The following is a 23479-nucleotide window of genomic DNA, read 5'->3' on the forward strand; positions in this document are numbered from 1 at the left end:
TTCTAGCAGAAACTTTCTTCAGGTGAAGGACGACGTTCGCTTTCATGGCATAACCTTAGGCTGTTCTGTAAGATTTGCTCCCCTTTCCCGTGTCCGCGAGCGCCTCCCTTGCTGCAAAACATTCGTGTCGTCCTCGTCAATACCAGTCACCCCGGCAATATCGGCGGGGTGGCGCGGGCCATGAAAAACATGGGGCTGACGCGCCTGGTGCTGGTGGAGCCGCGTGTGTTCCCGCACCACGAAGCCGACGCTCGTGCCTCCGGCGCCAATGACCTCCTGGAAAAAGCCCAGGTCGTCGCCACCCTGGAAGATGCCCTGGTGGGTTGCAACCTGGTGCTTGGCACCAGCGCCCGCGACCGCCGCATCCCCTGGCCGCTGCTCGATCCCCGCGAATGCGGGGCCAAAGTGGTCGAAGAGGCGGCTGGTGGCGCCGAAATCGCCTTGGTGTTTGGTCGTGAAGACTCTGGCCTGACCAATGACGAGCTGCAGCGATGTCATTATCACGTGCACATCCCATCAGACCCCGAATTCAGCTCGCTGAACCTCGGGGCAGCGGTGCAGGTGTTGAGTTATGAAGTGCGCATGGCCTGGCTGGCAGCACAAGGCCAGCCGAGCAAAATGGAGAAGGACGAGGTTGCATCCACCAAAAGTGGCGAATTGGCCACCATGGATGAGGTGGAGCGGTTCTATGAGCACTTGGAGCAAACCCTGGTGGCCATCGAATTTCTCGATCCGGAAAAACCGAGGCACTTGATGGCGCGCCTGCGAAGGCTTTACGGACGTAGCTCGGTCAGCCGGGCAGAGATGAATATATTGCGTGGCATCCTCACGGAGACCCAGAAAGCGGCCCGTGGCGAGCTTCTGAAGCGGAAGGATTAAAAATGTTCGAGCGTCTGCGAGAAGATATCCAAAGTGTTTTCCATCGTGACCCGGCGGCGCGCAACGCCTTTGAAGTGCTGACCTGCTACCCGGGCATGCACGCGATCTGGATTCACCGCTTGTCCGGCGCCTTGTGGGGCATGGGCTGGAAGTGGTTGGCGCGGCTGGTGTCGAACTTTGGCCGCTGGTTGACCGGGATCGAGATTCATCCGGGGGCCAAGGTCGGTCGTCGCTTCTTCATCGACCATGGCATGGGCATCGTGATTGGTGAGACGGCCGAGATTGGTGATGACGTGACCTTGTACCAGGGCGTGACGCTGGGCGGCACCACCTGGAACAAGGGCAAGCGTCACCCGACCCTTGAAGATGGTGTGGTGGTCGGGGCAGGCGCCAAGGTCCTGGGCCCGTTTACGGTCGGTGCCGGTGCCAAGGTTGGTTCCAATGCGGTGGTGACCAAGGCGGTGCCGCCGGGCGCAACCGTGGTGGGCATTCCAGGGCGGATCATCGTCAAGCCGGAAGTCGGCGATGAACAGGAGGCCAAGCGCAAGGCCATGGCCGAGAAGATCGGCTTCGACGCCTATGGCGTCAGCGAAGACATGCCGGATCCGGTGGCACGCGCCATTGGCCAGTTGCTCGACCACCTGCAGGCGGTGGACGGCAAGCTGGATGGCATGTGCGGCGCGTTGAAAGATCTGGGTAGTCCTTACTGTGCGAAAGATCTGCCTGAGTTGCGCGAAGAAGACTTCGCCGAGATCAAGGATGAGGCCGGTGCCACCAAGGCGGGTTAGGTTTTAAGATTGATAAAGTCCCCTGTGGGAGCTGGCTTGCCGGTGATAGCGGTCTGCCAGTCACCCCATGGGCGGCTGATCCACCGCCATTGCAGGCTAACCCGCTCCCGCATTTGACCTCCGTTGGTCTTGAGGTTGGGCCCTCGCCAGGTTCCTGCTGTTCGATTCCACCCCACCCTGCTATGATTCGCGCGCCCTTTTTACGGGTATTCCTGACTAAAGTACTAGGTCTTATAGTTGACTTAAATACTCGGGAATCGCATACTTGCTCCCATTCTGAAACACCTTGGTACTTGTCCATGAGACTGACTACAAAAGGCCGATACGCGGTGACCGCCATGCTCGATCTGGCTTTGCACGCGCAAAACGGGCCGGTGTCCCTGGCCGATATCTCCGAGCGCCAAGGCATTTCCCTGTCTTATCTTGAGCAACTGTTCGCCAAGTTGCGCCGCAGCAACCTGGTTTCCAGTGTGCGTGGCCCGGGCGGCGGTTATCAGTTGTCCCGCGACATGCAGGGCATCCAGGTCGCCCAGGTGATCGATGCGGTCAATGAATCCGTCGATGCCACCAAGTGCCAGGGCCTGGGTGATTGCCATGCCGGCGACACCTGCCTGACGCACCACTTGTGGTGTGACCTGAGCCTGCAGATCCATGAGTTTTTGAGCGGTATCAGCTTGGCTGATCTTGTGACTCGCCGTGAGGTGCAGGAAGTAGCCCAGCGTCAGGACCAGCGCCGATGCAATACCAAGGCGCCGCGTCTGGACAAGATTGAAGCGTCCGCCGTCGAGTGACAGCCGAAGAGCTAACGGCACGCCAGCCAGCCTGATTTAGGAGAAAGTCCATGAAATTGCCGATTTACCTTGATTACTCAGCGACCACCCCGGTTGATCCGCGTGTCGCGCAAAAGATGAGCGAATGCCTGCTGGTTGACGGAAACTTCGGCAACCCGGCGTCCCGTTCCCACGTTTTCGGCTGGAAAGCCGAGGAAGCGGTGGAAAACGCTCGTCGCCAGGTCGCCGACCTGGTCAATGCTGACCCGCGTGAAATCGTCTGGACCTCCGGTGCCACCGAGTCCGACAACCTGGCAATCAAGGGCGCCGCGCATTTCTACGCGACCAAGGGCAAGCACCTGATCACCACCAAGATTGAGCACAAGGCTGTCCTCGACACCATGCGCCAACTGGAGCGTGAAGGTTTCGAGGTGACTTACCTCGAGCCCACCACTGACGGTATCGTCACCCCGGCCATGATCGAAGCCGCGATGCGTGAAGACACCATCCTGGTTTCCGTGATCCACGTGAACAACGAAATCGGCACCATCAACGACATCGCCGCCATTGGCGAGCTGACCCGCTCCAAAGGCGTGTTGCTGCATGTCGATGCTGCCCAGTCTACCGGCAAGGTCGACATTGACCTGTCCAAGCTGAAAGTCGACCTGATGTCGTTCTCGGCCCACAAGACCTACGGCCCTAAAGGCATTGGTGCGCTGTACGTGAGCCGCAAGCCTCGCGTACGTATCGAAGCCACCATGCACGGCGGCGGTCACGAGCGCGGCATGCGTTCTGGCACCCTGGCGACCCACCAGATCGTCGGCATGGGTGAAGCCTTCCGCGTAGCCAAGGAAGACATGGCTGGCGAAAACGTGCGCATCAAGGCCCTCAGCGATCGCTTCTACAAGCAGGTCGAGAACCTTGAAGAGCTGTACATCAATGGCAGCATGACCGCCCGTGTACCGCACAACCTGAATTTGAGCTTCAACTACGTCGAAGGCGAGTCGCTGATCATGGCGCTCAAGGACCTGGCGGTTTCGTCCGGTTCGGCCTGCACCTCGGCTTCCCTCGAGCCGTCCTACGTCCTGCGTGCCCTGGGCCGCAACGACGAGTTGGCACACAGCTCGATCCGCTTTACGTTCGGCCGTTTCACCACCGAAGAAGAAGTCGACTACGCAGCGCAGAAAGTCTGCGAAGCGGTCACCAAGCTGCGCACCCTGTCGCCGCTGTGGGACATGTACAAAGACGGTGTCGATATTTCCAAGATCGAGTGGGCGGCACACTAAATATAGAAGCCGCCACCCAAGCTCTGTAGGAACGTGGCGGAAAACGCAGGCGTTTTTACAGGGTTCCAGAGCGGCCCTGATGAGTGAGGATTCAGTACCATGGCTTACAGCGAAAAGGTCATCGACCACTACGAAAACCCGCGCAACGTCGGCAAGATGGACGCGGAAGATCCTGATGTGGGCACCGGCATGGTCGGCGCCCCGGCGTGCGGCGACGTCATGCGCCTGCAGATCAAGGTCAACGACGCTGGCGTTATCGAAGACGCCAAGTTCAAGACCTACGGCTGCGGTTCAGCCATCGCCTCCAGTTCCCTGGCGACCGAATGGATGAAAGGCAAGACCCTGGATGAGGCTGTCACTATCAGCAACACCCAGTTGGCTGAAGAGCTGGCCCTGCCGCCCGTGAAAATTCACTGCTCGGTACTTGCAGAGGACGCCATCAAGGCGGCCGTTCGCGACTACAAGCAGAAGAAAGGCTTGATCTAAGCATTTGGCGACGAGTAAGGAGTCAACGATGGCTATCAGCATGACAGAAGCGGCTGCGCGGCACGTGCGACGCTCCCTGGATGGGCGCGGTAAAGGTGAGGGGATTCGTCTGGGTGTGCGCACCACAGGCTGTTCCGGCCTTGCCTATGTGCTGGAGTTCGTCGACGAGGTGGTTGCGGAAGATCAGGTGTTCGAAAGTCACGGCGAGAAAGTGATCATCGACCCGAAAAGCCTGACCTACCTGGACGGCACCGAGCTCGATTTCGTCAAGGAAGGGTTGAACGAAGGCTTCAAGTTCAACAACCCTAACGTGCGCGGTGAATGTGGCTGCGGCGAAAGCTTCAACATCTGAGGCTATTTGTGGGTACTCCTTGTCATTTCGCTTTATTCGAGTTGCAGCCGAGTTTTCGCCTGGACCTCGAGCAGCTTGCCACGCGCTACCGTGAATTGGCGCGTGGAGTGCATCCGGATCGCTTTGCCGACGCTTCCGAGCGTGAGCAGCGCCTGGCGCTGGAGCAGTCAGCCAGCCTCAACGAAGCCTATCAGACGCTCAAAAGCCCTCCCAAGCGCGCGCGTTACCTGCTCGCCATGGGTGGTGGCGAAATGCCGCTGGAAGTCACGGTCCATGACCCTGATTTCCTGATGCAGCAGATGCAATGGCGTGAAGAGCTCGAAGACCTGCAGGACGAGGCCGATCTGGCTGGCGTCGCGGTCTTCAAGCGGCGTCTGAAAGTGGCCCAGGATGCACTCAACGAAAGCTTCGCAGCCTGTTGGGACGATGCAGCGCAACGTGAGCAGGCCGAACGCCTGATGCGGCGCATGCAGTTCCTCGACAAGCTCACTTACGAAGTGCGCCAGCTAGAAGAGCGCCTCGACGATTAACCCAGTGCTGCACAGATTGCACGCCTGATAGACAGATAAGACCTGATTACCATGGCTCTACTGCAGATCGCCGAACCCGGCCAAAGTCCTCAACCGCACCAGCGTCGCCTGGCGGTTGGCATCGACTTGGGTACTACCAATTCACTGGTCGCCGCACTGCGCAGCGGTCTCTCCGAGCCGTTGCCCGATGCTGATGGCCAGGTGATCCTGCCGTCGGCGGTGCGCTATCACGCGGATCGCACCGAAGTGGGCGAGTCCGCTCGACTGGCGGCGTCTACCGACCCGCTCAATACCGTGCTGTCGGTCAAGCGCTTGATGGGTCGTGGGTTGTCCGACGTCAAGCAATTGGGCGACCAACTGCCATATCGCTTTGTAGGCGGCGAATCCCATATGCCGTTCATCGACACTATCCAGGGGCCGAAAAGCCCGGTGGAAGTGTCGGCCGATATCCTCAAGGTGCTGCGCCAGCGTGCAGAAACCACCTTGGGCGGTGAATTGGTTGGCGCGGTAATCACTGTTCCTGCCTATTTCGACGATGCTCAGCGCCAAGCCACCAAGGATGCAGCGAAACTCGCTGGCCTCAATGTGTTGCGCCTGCTCAACGAGCCGACCGCGGCCGCCGTGGCATACGGCCTGGACCAGCACGCTGAAGGCCTGGTTGCGATTTACGACCTGGGCGGCGGCACCTTTGATATTTCGATCCTGCGCCTGACCGGCGGAGTGTTTGAAGTGCTGGCCACCGGTGGCGATAGTGCCCTGGGTGGTGATGACTTCGACCACGCCATTGCCGGTTGGATGATCACCAGTGCCGGTTTGTCCGCCGACCTGGATCCGGGCGAGCAGCGTAACCTGCTGCAAACCGCCTGCGCCGCCAAGGAAGCCCTGACCGACGCCGCATCTGTTGAAGTTTCCTACGGCTCCTGGTCGGCCCAACTGACCCGTGACGCCTTTGATGCGCTGATCGAGCCAATGGTTGCCCGCAGTCTGAAAGCCTGTCGTCGTGCGGTTCGTGATTCCGGCATTGAGCTGGAAGAAGTGGGTGCGGTGGTCATGGTTGGCGGTTCGACTCGTGTGCCACGGGTTCGCGAAGCGGTGGCTGAAGCCTTTGGTCGCCAGCCGTTGACTGAAATCGATCCGGATCAAGTGGTGGCCATTGGGGCTGCGATCCAGGCCGATACCCTGGCCGGCAACAAGCGTGACGGTGGCGAATTGTTGCTGCTCGACGTGATTCCGTTGTCCCTGGGCCTGGAAACCATGGGTGGCCTGATGGAGAAGGTGATTCCGCGCAACACCACCATTCCCGTCGCCCGCGCCCAGGACTTCACTACTTACAAAGATGGCCAGACGGCCATGATGATCCATGTGCTGCAGGGCGAGCGCGAGCTGATCAGCGACTGCCGCTCCCTGGCGCGTTTTGAATTGCGCGGCATCCCGGCCATGGTCGCGGGTGCGGCGAAGATCCGCGTGACCTTCCAGGTCGACGCCGACGGCCTGCTCAGCGTAGCTGCACGCGAACTGGGTTCGGGCGTTGAGGCCAGCATTCAGGTCAAGCCGTCCTACGGCCTGACTGACGGCGAAATCGCCAAGATGCTCAAGGATTCGTTCCAGTATGCCGGTGACGACAAGGTCGCCCGTGTGTTGCGTGAGCAGCAAGTCGATGCCCAGCGCCTGCTTGAAGCGGTGCAGGGCGCGCTTGAGGCAGACGGTGAGCGCCTGCTGGATGCTGAAGAACGCCTGGTCATCGACCTGCAGATGCAGGAGCTGGCCCAATTGATGAAAGGCACCGATGGCTATGCCATCGAACAACAGACCAAGCGCCTTTCACAAGTAACCGATGCCTTTGCCGCCCGTCGTATGAACCAGACGGTGAAAGCCGCCCTGGCGGGACGCAACCTGAATGAAATCGAGGAATAACTGATGCCGCAGGTCATTTTTCTGCCACACGCCGAGCATTGCCCGGACGGTATGGTCGTGGAGGCTGAGACCGGCAAGTCCATTCTCGAAGTTGCCCACGACAACCACATCGAGATCGAGAGTGCTTGTGGTGGCGTTAACGCCTGTACCACGTGTCACTGCATTATCCGCGAAGGTTTCAATAGCCTTGAAGAGGCCGATGAGCTGGAAGAGGACTATCTTGATAGGGCGTGGGGCCTGGAACCGACGTCGCGTCTGAGCTGTCAGGCCAAGGTGGGAACAGAAGACCTTACCGTCGAAATTCCGAAGTATTCGCTCAACCATGCGGCCGAAGCGCCGCATTGATTCAAGGAAGTGTCATGAGTCTTAAATGGGTTGATGTGCAAGAGATCGCTATTCTGCTGGCCGATGGCCATCCGGATACGGATCCCTATTCCGTGAACTTTGTAGCTTTGCGTGACATGGTCATGGCCTTGCCAGGGTTCGAAGACGAGCGGGATCGCGGCGGTGAAAAGGTTCTTGAAGCTATCCAGACTGCCTGGAAAGAAGAACAGGACTGAAGCCTCCCTCACGCAGTTAGGCAATACCCAAGAACCCGCGTATAATTCGCGGGTTTAATTTTTCGCAAATTACCGTTTCTGGAGTTACACCATGGCTGTTCAACGTACTTTCTCCATCATCAAGCCTGACGCTGTTGCAAAAAACGTCATCGGCGAGATCACCACTCGTTTCGAAAAAGCCGGCCTGAAGGTTGTAGCTTCGAAACTCAAGCAACTGTCCAAGGCTGAAGCTGAAGGCTTCTACGCTGAGCACAGCGCTCGTGGCTTCTTCGGCGACCTGGTTGCCTTCATGATCTCCGGTCCTGTTGTTGTACAGGTTCTGGAAGGCGAAAACGCTATCGCTCTGAACCGTGAGCTGATGGGCGCTACCAACCCTAAAGAAGCTGCTGCCGGCACCATCCGTGCTGACTTCGCTGACTCCATCGACGCCAACGCTGTACACGGTTCGGACTCCGAAGCCGCTGCTGCTCGCGAAATTTCGTACTTCTTCGCAGCTACTGAAGTAACCACTCGCTAAGCATTGGCTTAAAGAGTGAAGGTGAATCCATGACTACATCGACTGTAAAAACCAACCTGCTGGGTCTGACTCAACAGGAAATGGAAAAATTCTTCGACTCAATCGGGGAGAAGCGTTTCCGTGCCGGTCAGGTAATGAAGTGGATTCACCACTTTGGCGTCGACGATTTCGACGCCATGACGAACGTCAGCAAGGCCCTGCGCGACAAGCTCAAGGCGATTGCCGAGGTTCGTGGTCCCGAGGTTGTCAGCGAGGACATCTCCAGCGATGGCACCCGTAAGTGGGTGGTGCGCGTGGCGTCCGGCAGTTGCGTCGAGACCGTCTACATTCCCCAGGGCAAACGCGGCACCTTGTGCGTTTCGTCCCAGGCAGGCTGTGCCCTGGACTGCAGTTTCTGCTCCACCGGCAAGCAAGGCTTCAATAGCAACCTCACCGCCGCCGAAGTCATCGGCCAGGTGTGGATTGCCAACAAATCCTTTGGCAGCGTACCGGCAACCGTCGACCGTGCCATCACCAACGTGGTGATGATGGGCATGGGTGAGCCGCTGCTGAACTTCGACAACGTGATTGCGGCCATGCATCTGATGATGGACGACCTGGGCTACGGCATTTCCAAGCGCCGTGTGACCCTGTCGACCTCCGGCGTGGTCCCGATGATCGATGAGTTGGCCAAGCACATCGACGTCTCCCTGGCGTTGTCGCTGCATGCGCCCAATGACGCATTGCGTAACCAATTGGTGCCGATCAACAAGAAGTATCCGCTTAAGATGCTGCTCGAATCTTGCCAGCGTTATATGGCGACCTTGGGCGAGAAGCGCGTGCTGACTATTGAGTACACCATGCTCAAGGACATCAACGACAAGGTCGAACACGCGGTCGAGATGATCGAGCTGCTTAAGAACACCCCGTGCAAGATCAACCTGATTCCGTTCAACCCGTTTCCCCATTCTGGCTACGAGCGGCCAAGCAACAACGCCATTCGTCGTTTCCAGGATCAACTGCACCAGGCAGGCTACAACGTCACTGTGCGCACCACCCGTGGTGAAGACATCGACGCCGCCTGTGGTCAATTGGTAGGACAGGTGCTGGATCGCACCCGTCGTAGCGAGCGTTACATCGCCGTGCGCGAGTTGAGCGCCGACAGCGATCTGGCGCAGAACGCCGCGACACGAACCTGAGAGAGGAACTCTATGCCCCTGCGCCTTGCGCTGCTTTTGCTTGTTGCCAGCCTCTCGGTTGGCTGTGTTTCATCGGGCTCTGACAGCCCGCTGCAAACTGGCAAGGGCCGTGACGAAGCGCGTGCTGCCTATGTGCAGCTGGGGTTGGGTTACTTGCGCCAGGGCTTGAGCGAGCAGGCCAAGGTGCCGCTGCAAAAGGCCTTGGCCCTCGATAATCAGGATGCCGACGCCAATGCGGCGCTAGCGCTGGTGTTCCAGGCCCAGGCCGATCCCGAGCTGGCCGACCAGTATTTCCAGAAGGCCCTGGCGGTTCGCCCCCATGATCCGCGCCTGCTTAACAACTACGGCAGCTTCCTGTTTCAGCAGGAGCGTTATAAGCACGCGGCCGGTTATTTCCAGCAAGCAGCTACTGATACCCTATATCCTGAGCGTTCGCGGGTTTTCGAAAACCTGGGAGTGACCTCCATGCGCCTTGGCCAACGTGAAGACGCCCGCCGGCAACTGGAAAAAGCCCTGCACCTGAACCAGCGCCAGCCACGGGCCTTGCTTGAAATGGCCCAGTTGTCGTTTGAAGACAGGCATTATGTGCCGGCACGTGACTATTACGAGCGTTTTAGCCTGCTCAGTGGGCAAAATGCACGTAGTCTATTGCTTGGTGTGCGCCTGGCCACAGTTCATGAAGAACGCGACAAGGCCGCACGTTTTGGCCAGCAACTAGAACGACTCTATCCCGGTACGCCGGAATATCAGCAATACCTGTCGGAGCAATGATGAAAGCCGCGCACCCGGAAGTTGTAGCCGCTAATCGCGTAAACCCAGGCGAGACCTTGCGTCAGGCCCGCGAAAGCAATGGTTGGTCGCTCGAAGAAGTGGCCCTCAAGCTCAATTTGACCACCACTTCCCTGGGCAACCTGGAAAACGGCGCGTTCGACAAACTGCCCGGGCATACCTTCGCCCGCGGTTATATCCGTGCCTACGCCAAGCTGCTGGGCACCGACCAGGCCATCCTGGTCCAGCAATTCGACCAGTTCACCGGTACCGATTCCCAGGGCAGCAACGTACACGGTCTTGGTCGTATTGAAGAGCCCGTGCGTGTTTCCCACACGATTTTGCGAATTGTCAGCCTGTTGCTGCTGATCGCAGTGATCGGTGGTGGTTTTGTCTGGTGGCAGGACCAGACCTCGCTGCGCAGCAAGGACTTGATCAGCAACGCTATGGAGCACGTCGAAGTCGAAAGCGCCGACGGCACCACCCAGATTCATCCCCTGGACGAGCCGGAAGACCAGGCTGTCGCCCAGGGCGAGGCCACGGCTGAAACCAATCTTGACCTGCAAGCAGGCCAACCGTCTGCCGAAGCCGGCACCGAGTCGGCCCCGGCCGTCGTTGCAGCCGCTCCAGCCGCGCCCGCAAGCCAGGTTCCGGCCACTGCGGCCCAGGCCCCCGTTGTGCCGGCACCGGTCGCACCCGTCGCACCAACGGTCGCCGCACCTGCCGCCCAGCCGCCTGCCAGCGTGGCGGGCGATGGCCGTCTTCAGATTACCTACGTCGCTGACTGCTGGACACAAGTCACCGATGGCAATGGCAAGGTCCTGTTCAGTGCTTTGAAGCGTAAGGGAGATACGCTTGATCAGGTCGGCAAGCCTCCTTTGACGCTGCGTCTGGGCTTTGCCCGTGGCGCGCAAGTGGCCTACAACGGCCAGCCTGTGGACGTGGCGCCGTTCACCAGTGGCGAGACCGCTCGCCTGAAGTTGGGACAATAGTCATGCACGGCGAATCTCCAATCAAACGTCGCGTATCGCGCAAGATCTGGGTCGGCTCGGTGCCGGTGGGTGGCGATGCCCCCATCGCCGTACAGAGCATGACCAACAGCGACACCAATGATGTGGCTGCCACAGTGGCCCAGATCAACCGCTTGGAAGCCGCCGGCGTCGATATCGTGCGGGTTTCCGTGCCGGATATGGACGCTGCCGAGGCGTTTGGCCGCATCAAGCAATTGGTCAAGGTGCCACTGGTCGCCGATATCCACTTCGATTACAAGATCGCGTTGCGCGTGGCCGAACTGGGTGTCGACTGCCTACGGATCAACCCGGGCAACATCGGTCGCGAAGACCGCGTGCGTGCCGTGGTCGATGCGGCCCGTGATCGCGGGATCCCGATCCGTATCGGCGTCAACGCCGGTTCCCTGGAAAAAGACCTGCAAAAAAAATATGGCGAGCCTACCCCGGCAGCCCTGGTCGAGTCTGCACTGCGCCACGTCGAGCACCTTGAGCGCCTGAATTTCCAGGACTTCAAGGTCAGCGTAAAGGCTTCCGACGTGTTCATGGCGGTAGAAGCCTACCGCCTGCTGGCCAAGGAAATCGTGCAGCCGTTGCACCTGGGCATCACCGAAGCCGGTGGTTTGCGTTCAGGCACAGTGAAATCTGCGGTGGGTCTCGGTATGCTGCTGGCCGACGGGATTGGCGATACCATTCGCATCTCCCTGGCGGCGGACCCGGTAGAGGAAGTGAAAGTCGGCTACGACATTCTCAAATCCCTGCATTTACGCTCCCGTGGCATCAATTTTATTGCCTGCCCGAGTTGCTCGCGGCAGAACTTCGACGTGGTGAAAACCATGAACGAGTTGGAAGTACGCCTGGAAGACCTGCTGGTGCCGCTGGATGTCGCGGTTATCGGTTGCGTGGTCAACGGGCCGGGTGAGGCCAAGGAGGCGCATGTGGGCCTGACCGGCGGTACCCCGAACCTGATTTACATCGACGGCAAGCCGTCGCAGAAATTGACGAATGATAATCTGGTGGATCAGTTGGAACGGCTGATCCGCGAGAAAGCGGCCGAGAAGGTCGCCTCTGACGCAGCGCTTATCGCTCGCGGCTGATCGAACGAATTTAAGGATTTGATGTGAGCAAGTCTCTGCAAGCCATTCGTGGCATGAACGACATCCTGCCCGAGCAGACGCCCCTGTGGCGCTATTTCGAGAGCACGGTCGCGCGCCTGCTGGATAACTACGGTTACAAGCAGATCCGCATGCCAATCGTCGAGTTCACCGAGCTGTTCAAACGCTCCATCGGTGAAGTGACCGACATCGTCGAAAAAGAGATGTACACCTTCGAAGATCGCAACGGCGACTCCCTGACCCTGCGTCCGGAAGGTACCGCTGCGTGCGTGCGCGCTGTGCTTGAGCATGGCATCACCGGTGGTGGCCAGACCCAGAAGCTGTGGTACATCGGCCCGATGTTCCGCCACGAGCGCCCACAAAAAGGCCGTTATCGCCAATTCCACCAGATTGGTTGCGAAGTCTTCAACCTAGATGGTCCGGACATCGACGCCGAGTTGATCGTGCTGACCTGGCGCCTGTGGGGCCAATTGGGCATCCGCGACGCGGTCAAGCTCGAGCTCAACAGCCTGGGCACCAGTGAGTCCCGTGGCCGTTACCGTGAGGCCCTGGTCGAGTATCTGTCGGCCCACCTGGACAAGCTCGATGAAGACAGCCAGCGTCGCCTGAAGACCAACCCGTTGCGCGTCCTCGATACCAAGAACGCCGACACCCAGGCCGTGCTGGTCGACGCGCCGAAAATGGCAGACTACCTGGATGACGAATCCCGCACCCACTTCGAGGGCCTCAAGGCTCGCCTGGATGCGGCCGGTATTCCCTACGTGATCAACCCCAAGTTGGTGCGCGGCCTCGATTACTACAGCAAGACCGTGTTCGAGTGGGTCACCGACAAGCTCGGCGCCCAGGGCACCGTGTGTGCCGGTGGGCGCTACGACGGCCTGGTCGAGCAGATGGGCGGCAAGCCGACCACGGGCGTGGGTTTTGCCATGGGCATCGAGCGGCTGATCCTGCTGCTGGAAACCCTGGAGCAGATCCCTGAAGAAATTTCCCGTCAGGTGGACGTGTACCTGTGCGCCTTTGGCGAGGCAGCTGAATTGGCTGGCCTGGCCTTGAGCGAGCAGCTGCGCGACCAACTGCCGAGCCTGCGCCTGCTGGTCAATGCCGGCGCTGGCAGTTTCAAGAGCCAATTTAAGAAAGCCGACAAGAGCGGCGCGTTGTACGCGCTGATCCTGGGCGACGATGAACTGGCCCAGCAAGTGGTAAGTGTCAAACCCCTGCGTGGCCAGGGCGAACAACAAAGCATTGCCTTTGATGCGCTTGCCGCGCACTTGGCCACCTGCATCGTGCAGGGTTGAAGCTGTCAAACAGCCGAATTTAGCGATTAAGGAGTATTGGGGTGTCGAGTACTGAAGATGATCAGCTGGCCGAGTTCAAAGACTGGTGGCAGCGTAACGGCAAACCCTTGGTAACTGGCGGCCTGCTGGCGCTGGTGGTGGTGTTCGGTTGGCAGGCGTTCCAGAAGTATCAGGGCAATCAGTCGCAAGGCGCCTCGATGCTCTATCAGCAACTGCTGGAAACCACGCTGACGCCCACTGGCAAGCCTGATCCTGCCCAAGTGGCGGACCTGGCCGGCAAGCTGAAAAACGAATTTGGTGGTAGCACCTACGCCCAATACGGCAGCCTGTTCGTCGCGAAAGTCGCGGTCGATACCGGTAAGCTGGATGATGCAGCCTCCGAGCTCAAAGCCATCGCCGACAAACCGAGCAACCCGACCCTGGGTGAAATCGCACGTCAGCGCCTGGCCCAAGTCCTGGCCGCACAGAACAAAGCCGACGAAGCACTGAAACTGCTCGACGGCGATGCTGACAAGGCATTTGTAGCCACTCGCGAAGAGCTCAAGGGCGACCTGCTGGTCCAATTGGGTCGTACCGACGAAGCCAATGCTGCGTACCAAAAAGCCAAGGCTGCGCTGTCTGATGAAGCAGCGGTCGGTGGCTTACAAATCAAGCTGGACGACTTGGCCAAAGGGGATGCGTGACGTGATCCGTTGGAAACATGCAGCATTGCTGGCTCTGGCCGTTTTGGCCGCGGGTTGCAGCAGCAACAGCAAAAAAGAACTGCCTCCGGCCGAGCTGACCAGCTTCAAGGAAGAAGTGGTCCTGCAAAAGCAGTGGAGCCGCTCCATCGGTGACGGCCAGGGCGACACCTACAACATGCTGGTACCGGCAATCGACGGTGACAACATTGTGGCCGCTGACGTGACGGGCGTGGTGATCTCCATGGATCGCATGAACGGCGACGTCAAGTGGAAGAAAGACCTCGAGCTCCCGGTTTCCGGCGCCGTCGGCGTGGGTTACGGCATGGTGATGATCGGCACGCTGAAAGGCGAAGTCGTGGCCCTGGATTCGAGCAACGGTGAAGAGAAATGGCGCGCTCGCGTGACCAGTGAAGTCCTCGCACCGCCTGCCACCAACGGCGACATCGTCGTGGTGCAGACCCAGGATGACCGTGTCATCGGCCTCGACGCCAACACCGGTGAGCAGCGCTGGCTGTATGACAGCACCCCAGCGGTGTTGACGTTGCGCGGTACCAGTGGTCCGGTTGTGACCAATAACCTGGCGCTGGCAGGTCTTTCGACCGGTAAAGTGGTCGCCCTGGATACCCAGAACGGCGTGCCGGCCTGGGAATCGCGGGTCGCCATTCCGCAAGGTCGCTCCGAGCTGGACCGTGTCGTGGACATCGACGGCGGCTTGCTGCTGTCGGGCGAAACCCTCTACGTCGCCACTTACCAGGGCCGTGTCGCGGCGCTGGACCTGCAAAGCGGTCGTGTCCTCTGGCAGCGTGATGCTTCCAGCTACGCCGGTGTCGCCCAAGGGTTTGGCAGCGTCTACGTGAGCCTGGCATCCGGTACCGTTGAAAGCGTCGACGAACGTTCCACCACAGCCCTGTGGAGCAACGACTCGTTGGCTCGCCGTCAACTGTCGGCTCCGGAAGTATTCTCCAGCTATGTAGCGGTAGGCGACCTGGAAGGTTACCTGCACCTGCTGAGCCAGGTGGATGGCCGCTTTGTCGGCCGTGAGCGTATCGACAGCGACGGCCTGCGTGCGCGTCCGCTGGTAGTAGGCAACATGCTTTATGTGTTTGGTAACAGCGGCAAGCTGGAAGCCCTGACCATCAAGTAAGAACTATGCTTGGGGTAACCCCCAGGCGGCCCTGCTTCGGCAGGGCATGCGGCACCTTCGGGTGTTGCCCCGAGCACCAGCCGCTGCCTTGCAGCGGCTTTTGTATTTTCTGAAATAACGCAGTGGAGAGCCGCATGGTTCCCGTAATCGCCCTGGTGGGCCGACCTAACGTCGGCAAGTCCACCTTGTTCAACCGCCTGACCAGGACTCGCGACGCCATCGTCGGCGACTTGTCCGGTCTGACCCGTGATCGCCAATACGGTGAGGCAAAGTGGCAAGGGCGCTCCTACATTATTGTCGACACCGGTGGTATCTCCGGTGACGAGCATGGCATGGACGAAAAGATGGCCGAGCAGTCGCTGCTGGCCATTGAAGAAGCCGATGTCGTGTTGTTCCTGGTGGACGCCCGCGCGGGCTACACCGCTGCCGACCAAATGATCGGCGAGCACTTGCGCAAGCGTAACAAGCGCTCCTATTTGATCGCCAACAAGATCGACAACATCGATCCTGAGGCGGCCCGTGCCGAATTCAGCCCGATGGGCCTGGGTGACGCGATTCCTGTCGCCGGTGCCCACGGTCGCGGCATCACCCAGATGTTGGAAATCGCCCTGCGCGACTTCCCCAAGGATGACGCCGAAGAAGTTGAAGGTGAAGAAGAGATCGTCGCCGAAGGCGAGGAAGCCAAGCGCATTCCTGGCCCGAGTGAAAAAGACGGGATCAAGATCGCCATCATCGGCCGCCCCAACGTGGGCAAGTCGACCCTGGTCAACCGCATGCTCGGTGAAGACCGGGTAATCGTCTATGACCAGCCCGGCACCACCCGCGACAGTATCTACATCCCGTTCGAGCGTAACGACGAGAAGTACACGCTGATCGACACCGCCGGTGTGCGCAAGCGCGGCAAGATCCACGAGGAAGTTGAAAAGTTCTCGGTGGTCAAAACCCTGCAGGCGATCAAAGACGCCAACGTGGTGATTTTCGTCATGGACGCCCGCGAAGGCGTGGTCGACCACGACCTCAACCTGCTGGGCTTTGCCCTGGAGGCCGGTCGGGCATTGGTGATCGCGATTAACAAATGGGACGGCATGACCCCGAGCGAGCGCGACTTCGTCAAGGTCGAGCTGCAACGTCGGTTGTTCTTCGTCGACTTCGCCGATATCCACTTTATCTCGGCGCTGCACGGCACTGGCGTGGGCAACCTCTACGCTTCGGTACAGAACTCGTTCAAGTCGGCGGTCACCCGCTGGCCGACCAACCGTCTGACCCAGATCCTCGAAGACGCCGTGGGCGAACACGCGCCACCGATGGTCAACAACCGTCGGATCAAGCTGCGTTACGCCCACTTGGGTGGTGCCAACCCGCCGATTATCGTGATCCACGGTAACCAGATCGAGAAGGTGCCCAAGTCCTACGTGCGTTACCTGGAAAACACCTACCGCCGTGTCCTGAAGCTGGTCGGTACACCGATCCGCATCGAGTTCAAAGGTGGTGAAAACCCGTACGAAGGCAACAAGAACAGCCTGACTGACCGCCAAGTGAACAAGAAACGTCGCTTGATGAGCCACAACAAGAAGGCTGACAAAAAGCGTAAAGATCGCCGCTAGCTCTGGGAGCAGGCTTGTGTGGGAGCAGGCTTACCCGCGATAGCGACAGGTCAGACACCGATGTGCTGACTGACCCAGCGCCATCCCAGGCAAGCCAGCTCTTATGTAAGTTAGGCGTTACCCAAGAAGGGGCTCTGAACGAGCCCTTTTTTGTGCCTCACGATTGACCCTTCGGCGCTTGCAGCTTACAACTTGTAACTCACCGCCAGGGGCCCACCGAATGATCACCAGCAAGCTGCCAAATGTCGGCACCACCATTTTCACCACCATGTCGCAACTCGCTGCCGAAACCGGCGCGTTGAACCTGTCCCAGGGATTTCCCGACTTCAATGGCCCCCAGGCCTTGCTCGACGCGGTGGGCAAACACGTTGCCAGCGGCCATAACCAATACGCGCCGATGACCGGCCTACCGGCCCTGCGCCAGCAAGTGGCGGCCAAGATCGCCCGCAGCTATGGCGTGCAGGTCAGTCCCGACAGCGAAGTGACCATCACACCCGGCGCCACCCAGGCGATCTTCTGTGCGATCCAGGCGGTGATCCGCAGCGGTGATGAAGTGATTGTCTTCGACCCGTGCTACGACAGCTACGAACCTGCGGTGGAGCTGGCCGGTGGGCGTTGCGTGCATGTGCAGTTGGGGCTGACGGACTTCAGCCTGGATTTCGAGCAGATCGAGGCGGCGCTGTCACCGCGTACGCGGATGATCATCCTCAACACCCCGCACAACCCCAGCGGCGCCCTGATCAGCCGCGCCGAGCTGGACCAATTGGCCGAGCTGATCCGCGACCGCGATATCTACCTGGTCAGCGATGAAGTCTACGAACACCTGGTTTTCGATGGCGTGCCCCACGTCAGCGTCCTGGCCCACGAAGAGCTGTATCAGCGCGCGTTCGTGGTCAGCTCCTTTGGCAAGACCTACCACGTCACCGGCTGGAAGACCGGCTACGTGGTGGCCCCAGCGGCCTTGAGCGCCGAGCTGCGCAAGGTACATCAATACGTCAGCTTCTGCGGTGTGACGCCGTTGCAGTTCGCCCTGGCCGACTTTATGGCCGAGCACCCGGAACATGTCGAGGAACTGCCAGCCTTTTATCAGGCCAAGCGCGACCTGTTCTGCGATCTGCTGGCCCCCTCGCGTTTCAGTTTTACGCGGGTGGCCGGTACTTACTTTCAACTGGTGGATTACTCACAGATTCGCCCGGACCTGGATGACGTGGCCATGTCGCTGTGGATGACCCGCGAGCATGGCGTGGCGACAATTCCGGTCTCGGTGTTCTATCGGACCCCACCCCAAGGCCAGCGCCTGGTGCGCCTGTGCTTTGCCAAACGCGAGGAGACGTTGCGCCAAGCAGCCGAGAAACTATGCATGATCTAAGTGCTTTACCCGACCTGAATATCGCCCTGGTACAGACCACCCTGGCCTGGCATGACCGCCAGGCCAACCTGGAGCATTTCGAGTTGCTGCTGGAGCAGACCGCGGGCGCCGACCTGATCTTGCTGCCGGAAATGTTCACCACCGGCTTTTCCATGGAATCCCAACTGCTAGCCGAAGCCGAAAACGGCCCGACCCATGAATGGCTCAAGGCTCAGGCACATAAGCACAACGCGGTGATTACCGGCAGCGTGATCATCCAGGCCGCCGATGGCAGTCACCGTAACCGCCTTTTGTGGGCGCGGCCCGATGGCGAGGTGTTGCACTACGATAAGCGCCACCTGTTTCGCATGGCCGGCGAGCACAATCACTACACGCCTGGCGAGCGTCAGGTGCAGTTCGAGCTCAAGGGTTGGCGGATACGCCCGCTGATCTGCTACGACCTGCGCTTCCCGGTGTGGAGCCGGGACGCCCAGGACACCGACCTGCTGCTGTACACCGCCAACTGGCCGGGGGCGCGGCGCCAGCACTGGAACCGCCTGTTGCCGGCCCGGGCCATCGAAAACCTGTGCTATGTGGCGGCGGTGAATCGGGTGGGGACGGATGGCAAGGGTTTTGCCTACACCGGGGACAGCCAGGTCCTGGACTTCCAGGGTGAAAGCCTGCTGAGCGCGGGGGAGGCGGACGGGGTGTTCCAGGTGTGCCTGGAGGCGGCGCAATTGGCGGAGTACCGCACGCGATTTCCGGCGAATCTGGATGCCGATAGCTTCCAGTTTGTCTGACAGGAGCCCGTTGCCAGTGAGGTAGCTATCGCGGGCAAGCCCGCTCCTACAGGGGACTGCATTGCAATGTGGGAGCGGGCTTGCCCGCGATAAGGCCATCAGCACCACCACAACCACAAATAAAAAAGGCCCCTGGGTTCTCACCCAGGGGCCTTTGCATTCCAGCAGGCAGTTACGCCGCTTTCGCTTCCAGCTGGCTCAACGAACGGTTCAGCGCGCTGAACACCGCCTTGAAGCTGGCCGTGGTGATGTTTTCATCAATCCCCACACCGTGCACCGGACGCTCGCCGTTCACGCGCAGTTCAATGTAAGCGGCAGCCTTGGCGTTAGTACCCGCGCCAATCGCGTGCTCGTTGTAGTCCATGATCTCAACCCCAATCGGCAGGCCGGCCACCAGCGCTTCCAGCGCGCCATTGCCCTTGCCGTGCCAGCGCAGGTTGGTTTCGCCCTGACCTTTGCCGGACACTTCAACTTCTACCGAGCTGTTGCCGTTCTCTTCCTGCAAGCGGTGGCTGACCAACGCGTACGGGGTGTTGGCCTGCAGGTATTCACGCTGCAACAATGCGTGGATCTGCGCGGCGGTCATTTCCAGGCCCACGCGATCGGTCTCGGCCTGTACCACCTGGCTGAACTCGATCTGCATGCGGCGTGGCAAGCTGATGCCGTATTCCTGCTCCAGCAAGTAGGCGATGCCGCCCTTGCCCGACTGGCTGTTGACGCGGATCACCGCCTCGTAGCTGCGGCCAATGTCGGCCGGGTCGATTGGCAAGTACGGTACTTCCCACAAGGTGTCCGGTTTCTGCTGGGCGAAGCCCTTGCGGATCGCGTCCTGGTGCGAGCCGGAGAACGCGGTGTGGACCAGGTCGCCAACATACGGGTGACGCGGGTGGACCGGGATCTGGTTGCATTCCTCGACCACTTTGCGCACGCCGTCGATGTCGGAGAAGTCCAGCTCAGGGTTCACGCCCTGGGTGTAGAGGTTCAACGCCACGGTGACGAGGTCGACGTTACCGGTACGCTCGCCGTTGCCGAACAGGCAGCCTTCGACACGATCGGCGCCGGCCATCAGGCCCAGTTCGGTCGCTGCAACACCGGTGCCACGGTCGTTGTGGGTGTGCAGGCTGATGATCACGCTGTCACGACGGTTGATATGGCGACCGAACCACTCGATCTGGTCGGCATAGATATTCGGCGTGGCGCATTCCACGGTGGCCGGCAGGTTGAGGATCATCTTGTGCTCGGGCGTCGGGTTCCACACCTCGATCACCGCGTCACACACTTCCTTGGCGAATTCCAGTTCAGTAGCGCTGAAGGTCTCCGGGGAGTACTCGAAGGTCCACTGGGTTTCCGGCTGCTGGGCAGCGTACTTGACGAACAGCTTGGCTGCGTCGACTGCGATGGCCTTGATCCCATCCTTGTCCTGGTTGAACACGATACGGCGGAACGACGGCGAAGTGGCGTTGTACAAGTGCACGATGGCTTTCTTGGCACCGCGCAGGGATTCGAAGGTACGGGCGATCAAGTCTTCACGGCCTTGGGTCAGCACCTGGATGGTGGTGTCCTCGGGGATGTGGTTGTCTTCGATCAGGGTGCGCACGAAGTCGAAGTCGGTTTGCGACGCGGCCGGGAACGAGGCTTCGATCTCTTTCACGCCCACCGCGACCAGGGTTTTCCAGAAACGCAGTTTTTTCACCGCATCCATGGGCTCGATCAGCGACTGGTTACCGTCGCGCAAGTCGGAGCTGCACCAGATCGGCGCGGTGGTGATGGTCTTGGATGGCCAGGTGCGGTCCGGGATATCAATGGTCGGGAACGCGCGGTATTTCGAAGACGGGTCTTTGAGCATGCTCATCAGAAGAATCCTTGTTGTAGGGCCGAGAAGAGGCGGCCTGCCAGAAAGCGTTTATTAGGGATGCAAATCGGGGACGAGGCAGATCGATTCAGCCTGGCAGTCGTGCGCTGACGAGGCACAGGCTGCGGTGCTGGCGGAGCTGAATGAGGGTGTGAGAGGTTTTCATAAGCTCAACCCTAACCGCCGGGGTGAAAGATGGCAAGCAGTCGGAAAAAATTGAGAGAAGTTCTGCTATTGCTGTAGGAAACGAGATTTTATTGTGGAAAAAGTCGGGAGGCTTTGTTCTATTTGCGTTAGGGTTTCCAGATGCGCAATCAGTGGCGACTGATCGGGCGCCCTCGCATGCAAGCCCGCGATGGCGCCAGTAAGCTCAACGATCACATCAAGGTTGGAACGCGCCAATAAAGATCGCCGGATCCACCCGCGCATCATTCAAGCTGATATTCCAGTGCATATGCGGCCCGGTCGCCCGGCCAGTCGCCCCGACCTTGCCGACCACCGCCCCTCGCACCAATTGCTGGCCCACCTTCACGTCAATCTTCGACATATGGCAGAACATGCTGATAAAGCCCTGGCCGTGGTCGACGAACACCGTGTTGCCGTTGAAGAAGTAATTACCCACCAGGATCACCTTGCCATTGGCCGGCGTCTTGATCGGCGTGCCGGCAGGCACCGCGAAGTCCAGGCCCGAGTGCGGGTTGCGCTCTTCACCGTTGAAGAAGCGGCGCACGCCGAACCTGCTCGACAGCGGACCATTCACCGGCTTGTCCAGCACCAGGTTGCTCGGCAGGTTCGGGCTGAAGCTGCGGTAAGCCTTGAGCTGCACCGCCAACTCGCCCTCGATGCGCTTGAGTTGCGCCGGCTCAGGGTTGACCTGGCTTTTATTCTTCAGGGTGATGCGCTGTTCCGGATACTTCTTGAAACCAACGATAAACGGCAGGGTGCGCCCGCCACTGCTGATCCGCTCGTTACCGGGCTTGACCGTCAACGGGATGCCGACAATCGCCAGCCAGTTGTCCTGTTCCTTGACCACCAGCACCGGTTTGCCTTGGTAAGTGGCTTTCGGCGCGGCGGCTCCAGGGCCCAGGTCGACCACGGCCACACCGCCAGGCACCGGCTTGTTAAGAGTGCGGGTGATGTAGCTGTCGGCGTGGGCATTGAAGGTCAGGCACAGCAACATCAACAGGCTAAATAGACGAGGCATCAATCAATCCAGTAATGAAAGGGTGACGGGTGTCAGGTGGTTGTCTTCCACCCGCACTTGCAATTGGCCTTCACCGAGACGCGCGGTCAGGCGCTGGCCGGTGTGGGTTTGTGCGGCATTGCGAATGGCCTGGCCGCGCTCGTCCAGCAGGATGCTGTAGCCACGGCCCAAGGTCGCCAGCGGGCTGACCACCTGCAACGTCTGCACCTGGCTTTGCAGTTGCAGGCGGTGCGCCTTGAGGCCTTCGCGCATGGCCCGGGGCAGGCGTTCGGCGAGGCTGTCCAGCCTTTGGCGCAGTAGCGCCAATTGCCGCCCCGGATGCTGGCCGGCCAGGCGGGTTTCCAGGCGGATCAGGCGTTCGCGGCGGGTATTGAGGCTGCGCTCGAACGCGCGGCGCAGGCGCATATCCAGGTCATCCAGGCGCTGGGCCTGCTGGCGCAGGCGCTCACCGGGGTGGCGCAGGCGCCGGGCCATGCCTTCCAGGCGCAGGCGGTCGTGGGTCAGGCGATTGCGCATCAGCATCACCAGCCGGCGATGCAGGCTTTCGACCTGACGCACCAGGTTGCTCGCATCCGGCGCCAGCAGCTCAGCAGCCGCCGACGGCGTGGGCGCGCGTACGTCGGCCACGAAGTCGCTGATGGACACATCGGTCTCATGACCCACGGCACTGACGATAGGCGTGACACAGGCATCGATGGCCCGCGCCACGGCTTCTTCGTTGAAGCACCAGAGGTCTTCCAGCGAGCCACCACCACGGGCCAGGATCAGTGCATCAAAACCACGGGCATCGGCCAACTTGAGGGCGCGGACAATCTGCGCCACGGCCTCGCGGCCCTGCACGGCGGTGGGGATCAGGGTCAGTTGCACATTCGGCGCGCGGCGGCCGAACACACTGATGATGTCGCGAATCACCGCGCCCGTAGGTGAGCTGATAATGCCGATGCGCCGCGGGTGGGCCGGCAGTGGCACTTTGCGCTCGGCGCTGAACAAGCCTTCGGCGCTGAGTTTTTCCTTCAGTGCATCGAAGGCCAGGCGCAGCGCACCATCACCGGCCGGCTCCACAGTGTCGAGAATCAACTGATAGTCGCCACGCCCCTCGAACAGCGAGACCTTGCCGCGCACCTTGACCGCCAGGCCATCCTTCAACGCCTGGCGCACCCGCGCAGCGTTATTGCGAAACAGTGCACAACGCACCTGCGCGCCACTGTCCTTGAGGGTGAAATACACATGGCCGGAGGCCGGGCGGGCGAGGTTGGAGATCTCGCCCTCGACCCAGATATTGGTGAACACGTCCTCCAGCAACACCCGCGCGCGGCCGTTGAGCTGGCTGACAGTCAGGACTTCGCGGTCCAGGCCCAGGCGGGCAAACGGGTCTTTAATCATGAGAGGCGATCTTTAG

At 60.1% G+C, this 23479-nt stretch carries 24 protein-coding genes; 21 read left to right on the top strand and 3 right to left on the bottom strand.

Going from position 1 to position 23479, the window contains the following annotated elements:
- Nucleotides 1–108 precede the first annotated feature (108 nt).
- The 21 genes from trmJ to ACO77H_RS05155 all read left to right on the top strand — a co-directional run bounded on the left by trmJ (nt 109) and on the right by ACO77H_RS05155 (nt 19024).
- Entirely contained in the window at nt 109–879 is a 771-nt protein-coding gene (gene trmJ, locus ACO77H_RS05055) for a tRNA (cytosine(32)/uridine(32)-2'-O)-methyltransferase TrmJ (RefSeq protein WP_432755103.1), read from the top strand.
- A gap of 2 nt (nt 880–881) precedes the next feature.
- Nucleotides 882–1667 carry a serine O-acetyltransferase gene (gene cysE / locus ACO77H_RS05060; protein ID WP_432755104.1) on the top strand — a complete coding sequence of 262 codons (786 nt, stop codon included), beginning with the start codon at nt 882–884 and terminating at the stop codon, nt 1665–1667.
- 299 nt (nt 1668–1966) lie between these two features.
- Nucleotides 1967–2458: a Fe-S cluster assembly transcriptional regulator IscR gene (iscR, locus tag ACO77H_RS05065; RefSeq protein ID WP_003210305.1), complete on the top strand. Its 492-nt coding sequence runs from the start codon at nt 1967–1969 to the stop codon at nt 2456–2458.
- A gap of 50 nt (nt 2459–2508) precedes the next feature.
- Complete coding sequence (locus tag ACO77H_RS05070) at nt 2509–3723, top strand: IscS subfamily cysteine desulfurase (RefSeq protein ID WP_169956307.1); 1215 nt, start codon at nt 2509–2511, stop codon at nt 3721–3723.
- A gap of 99 nt (nt 3724–3822) precedes the next feature.
- The gene (iscU, locus tag ACO77H_RS05075; RefSeq protein ID WP_028617851.1) at nt 3823–4209 is read left to right on the top strand and encodes a Fe-S cluster assembly scaffold IscU; all 387 of its coding nucleotides are present in this window, start codon (nt 3823–3825) and stop codon (nt 4207–4209) included.
- A 28-nt stretch (nt 4210–4237) separates the two neighbouring features.
- Entirely contained in the window at nt 4238–4561 is a 324-nt protein-coding gene (gene iscA, locus ACO77H_RS05080) for an iron-sulfur cluster assembly protein IscA (RefSeq protein ID WP_010565230.1), read from the top strand.
- An 8-nt stretch (nt 4562–4569) separates the two neighbouring features.
- Complete coding sequence (hscB, locus tag ACO77H_RS05085; protein WP_169956309.1) at nt 4570–5091, top strand: co-chaperone HscB; 522 nt, start codon at nt 4570–4572, stop codon at nt 5089–5091.
- 51 nt (nt 5092–5142) lie between these two features.
- Nucleotides 5143–7005: a Fe-S protein assembly chaperone HscA gene (hscA, locus tag ACO77H_RS05090; protein WP_432755105.1), complete on the top strand. Its 1863-nt coding sequence runs from the start codon at nt 5143–5145 to the stop codon at nt 7003–7005.
- Between the two features lie 3 nt (nt 7006–7008).
- Complete coding sequence (gene fdx / locus ACO77H_RS05095; RefSeq protein WP_016977666.1) at nt 7009–7350, top strand: ISC system 2Fe-2S type ferredoxin; 342 nt, start codon at nt 7009–7011, stop codon at nt 7348–7350.
- Between the two features lie 14 nt (nt 7351–7364).
- A complete protein-coding gene (gene iscX / locus ACO77H_RS05100; RefSeq protein ID WP_057437937.1) occupies nt 7365–7565 on the top strand; it encodes a Fe-S cluster assembly protein IscX in 201 nt (66 codons plus the stop codon).
- A 91-nt stretch (nt 7566–7656) separates the two neighbouring features.
- Nucleotides 7657–8082, top strand: a complete 426-nt coding sequence (gene ndk / locus ACO77H_RS05105; protein ID WP_017846179.1) for a nucleoside-diphosphate kinase — start codon at nt 7657–7659, stop codon at nt 8080–8082.
- A 29-nt stretch (nt 8083–8111) separates the two neighbouring features.
- Nucleotides 8112–9260 (top strand): 23S rRNA (adenine(2503)-C(2))-methyltransferase RlmN, encoded by a 1149-nt coding sequence (gene rlmN, locus ACO77H_RS05110; RefSeq protein WP_169956313.1) that lies wholly within the window; start codon nt 8112–8114, stop codon nt 9258–9260.
- Between the two features lie 12 nt (nt 9261–9272).
- A complete protein-coding gene (pilW, locus tag ACO77H_RS05115; protein WP_432755106.1) occupies nt 9273–10031 on the top strand; it encodes a type IV pilus biogenesis/stability protein PilW in 759 nt (252 codons plus the stop codon).
- The gene (locus tag ACO77H_RS05120) at nt 10031–11020 is read left to right on the top strand and encodes a RodZ domain-containing protein (protein WP_432755107.1); all 990 of its coding nucleotides are present in this window, start codon (nt 10031–10033) and stop codon (nt 11018–11020) included. The genes pilW and ACO77H_RS05120 overlap by 1 nt, the downstream gene beginning before the upstream one ends.
- A gap of 2 nt (nt 11021–11022) precedes the next feature.
- The gene (ispG, locus tag ACO77H_RS05125; RefSeq protein ID WP_057437947.1) at nt 11023–12132 is read left to right on the top strand and encodes a flavodoxin-dependent (E)-4-hydroxy-3-methylbut-2-enyl-diphosphate synthase; all 1110 of its coding nucleotides are present in this window, start codon (nt 11023–11025) and stop codon (nt 12130–12132) included.
- A gap of 23 nt (nt 12133–12155) precedes the next feature.
- The gene (gene hisS / locus ACO77H_RS05130) at nt 12156–13445 is read left to right on the top strand and encodes a histidine--tRNA ligase (protein WP_099169878.1); all 1290 of its coding nucleotides are present in this window, start codon (nt 12156–12158) and stop codon (nt 13443–13445) included.
- Between the two features lie 41 nt (nt 13446–13486).
- On the top strand, nt 13487–14128 hold the full coding sequence (locus tag ACO77H_RS05135) for a YfgM family protein (RefSeq protein ID WP_057437951.1): 642 nt from the start codon (nt 13487–13489) through the stop codon (nt 14126–14128).
- Nucleotides 14121–15272 carry an outer membrane protein assembly factor BamB gene (gene bamB, locus ACO77H_RS05140; RefSeq protein WP_032858293.1) on the top strand — a complete coding sequence of 384 codons (1152 nt, stop codon included), beginning with the start codon at nt 14121–14123 and terminating at the stop codon, nt 15270–15272. Before ACO77H_RS05135 ends, bamB begins: the two co-directional genes overlap by 8 nt.
- Before the next feature lie 134 nt (nt 15273–15406).
- The gene (der, locus tag ACO77H_RS05145; protein WP_057437955.1) at nt 15407–16876 is read left to right on the top strand and encodes a ribosome biogenesis GTPase Der; all 1470 of its coding nucleotides are present in this window, start codon (nt 15407–15409) and stop codon (nt 16874–16876) included.
- 220 nt (nt 16877–17096) lie between these two features.
- Nucleotides 17097–18245, top strand: a complete 1149-nt coding sequence (locus ACO77H_RS05150) for a pyridoxal phosphate-dependent aminotransferase (RefSeq protein WP_432755108.1) — start codon at nt 17097–17099, stop codon at nt 18243–18245.
- On the top strand, nt 18233–19024 hold the full coding sequence (locus ACO77H_RS05155; protein WP_432755109.1) for an amidohydrolase: 792 nt from the start codon (nt 18233–18235) through the stop codon (nt 19022–19024). Before ACO77H_RS05150 ends, ACO77H_RS05155 begins: the two co-directional genes overlap by 13 nt.
- A 172-nt stretch (nt 19025–19196) precedes the next feature.
- Here ACO77H_RS05155 and leuA read toward each other — a convergent pair whose 3' ends face one another.
- From leuA to xseA, 3 genes are all read right to left on the bottom strand, one after another.
- A complete protein-coding gene (gene leuA / locus ACO77H_RS05160; RefSeq protein WP_169956696.1) occupies nt 19197–20876 on the bottom strand; it encodes a 2-isopropylmalate synthase in 1680 nt (559 codons plus the stop codon).
- A 382-nt stretch (nt 20877–21258) separates the two neighbouring features.
- On the bottom strand, nt 21259–22080 hold the full coding sequence (locus tag ACO77H_RS05165) for a M23 family metallopeptidase (protein WP_170042968.1): 822 nt from the start codon (nt 22078–22080) through the stop codon (nt 21259–21261).
- 3 nt (nt 22081–22083) lie between these two features.
- Nucleotides 22084–23463: an exodeoxyribonuclease VII large subunit gene (gene xseA / locus ACO77H_RS05170; RefSeq protein WP_432755110.1), complete on the bottom strand. Its 1380-nt coding sequence runs from the start codon at nt 23461–23463 to the stop codon at nt 22084–22086.
- Between the last annotated feature and the right edge of the window lie 16 nt (nt 23464–23479).

This window comes from Pseudomonas sp. WMBT8 (assembly GCF_050916005.1).
GTDB lineage: Bacteria > Pseudomonadota > Gammaproteobacteria > Pseudomonadales > Pseudomonadaceae > Aquipseudomonas.

What these genes read in the sequence shown, in the direction of transcription:
- cysE (WP_432755104.1), top strand. Translation starts at nt 882, where the DNA reads ATGTTCGAGCGTCTGCGAGAAGATATCCAAAGTGTTTTCCATCGTGAC.
- iscR (WP_003210305.1), top strand. Translation starts at nt 1,967, where the DNA reads ATGAGACTGACTACAAAAGGCCGATACGCGGTGACCGCCATGCTCGAT.
- ACO77H_RS05070 (WP_169956307.1), top strand. Translation starts at nt 2,509, where the DNA reads ATGAAATTGCCGATTTACCTTGATTACTCAGCGACCACCCCGGTTGAT.
- iscU (WP_028617851.1), top strand. Translation starts at nt 3,823, where the DNA reads ATGGCTTACAGCGAAAAGGTCATCGACCACTACGAAAACCCGCGCAAC.
- iscA (WP_010565230.1), top strand. Translation starts at nt 4,238, where the DNA reads ATGGCTATCAGCATGACAGAAGCGGCTGCGCGGCACGTGCGACGCTCC.
- hscA (WP_432755105.1), top strand. Translation starts at nt 5,143, where the DNA reads ATGGCTCTACTGCAGATCGCCGAACCCGGCCAAAGTCCTCAACCGCAC.
- fdx (WP_016977666.1), top strand. Translation starts at nt 7,009, where the DNA reads ATGCCGCAGGTCATTTTTCTGCCACACGCCGAGCATTGCCCGGACGGT.
- iscX (WP_057437937.1), top strand. Translation starts at nt 7,365, where the DNA reads ATGAGTCTTAAATGGGTTGATGTGCAAGAGATCGCTATTCTGCTGGCC.
- ndk (WP_017846179.1), top strand. Translation starts at nt 7,657, where the DNA reads ATGGCTGTTCAACGTACTTTCTCCATCATCAAGCCTGACGCTGTTGCA.
- rlmN (WP_169956313.1), top strand. Translation starts at nt 8,112, where the DNA reads ATGACTACATCGACTGTAAAAACCAACCTGCTGGGTCTGACTCAACAG.
- pilW (WP_432755106.1), top strand. Translation starts at nt 9,273, where the DNA reads ATGCCCCTGCGCCTTGCGCTGCTTTTGCTTGTTGCCAGCCTCTCGGTT.
- ACO77H_RS05120 (WP_432755107.1), top strand. Translation starts at nt 10,031, where the DNA reads ATGAAAGCCGCGCACCCGGAAGTTGTAGCCGCTAATCGCGTAAACCCA.
- ispG (WP_057437947.1), top strand. Translation starts at nt 11,023, where the DNA reads ATGCACGGCGAATCTCCAATCAAACGTCGCGTATCGCGCAAGATCTGG.
- bamB (WP_032858293.1), top strand. Translation starts at nt 14,121, where the DNA reads ATGCGTGACGTGATCCGTTGGAAACATGCAGCATTGCTGGCTCTGGCC.
- der (WP_057437955.1), top strand. Translation starts at nt 15,407, where the DNA reads ATGGTTCCCGTAATCGCCCTGGTGGGCCGACCTAACGTCGGCAAGTCC.
- ACO77H_RS05150 (WP_432755108.1), top strand. Translation starts at nt 17,097, where the DNA reads ATGATCACCAGCAAGCTGCCAAATGTCGGCACCACCATTTTCACCACC.
- ACO77H_RS05155 (WP_432755109.1), top strand. Translation starts at nt 18,233, where the DNA reads ATGCATGATCTAAGTGCTTTACCCGACCTGAATATCGCCCTGGTACAG.
- leuA (WP_169956696.1), bottom strand. Translation starts at nt 20,876, where the DNA reads ATGAGCATGCTCAAAGACCCGTCTTCGAAATACCGCGCGTTCCCGACC.
- ACO77H_RS05165 (WP_170042968.1), bottom strand. Translation starts at nt 22,080, where the DNA reads ATGCCTCGTCTATTTAGCCTGTTGATGTTGCTGTGCCTGACCTTCAAT.
- xseA (WP_432755110.1), bottom strand. Translation starts at nt 23,463, where the DNA reads ATGATTAAAGACCCGTTTGCCCGCCTGGGCCTGGACCGCGAAGTCCTG.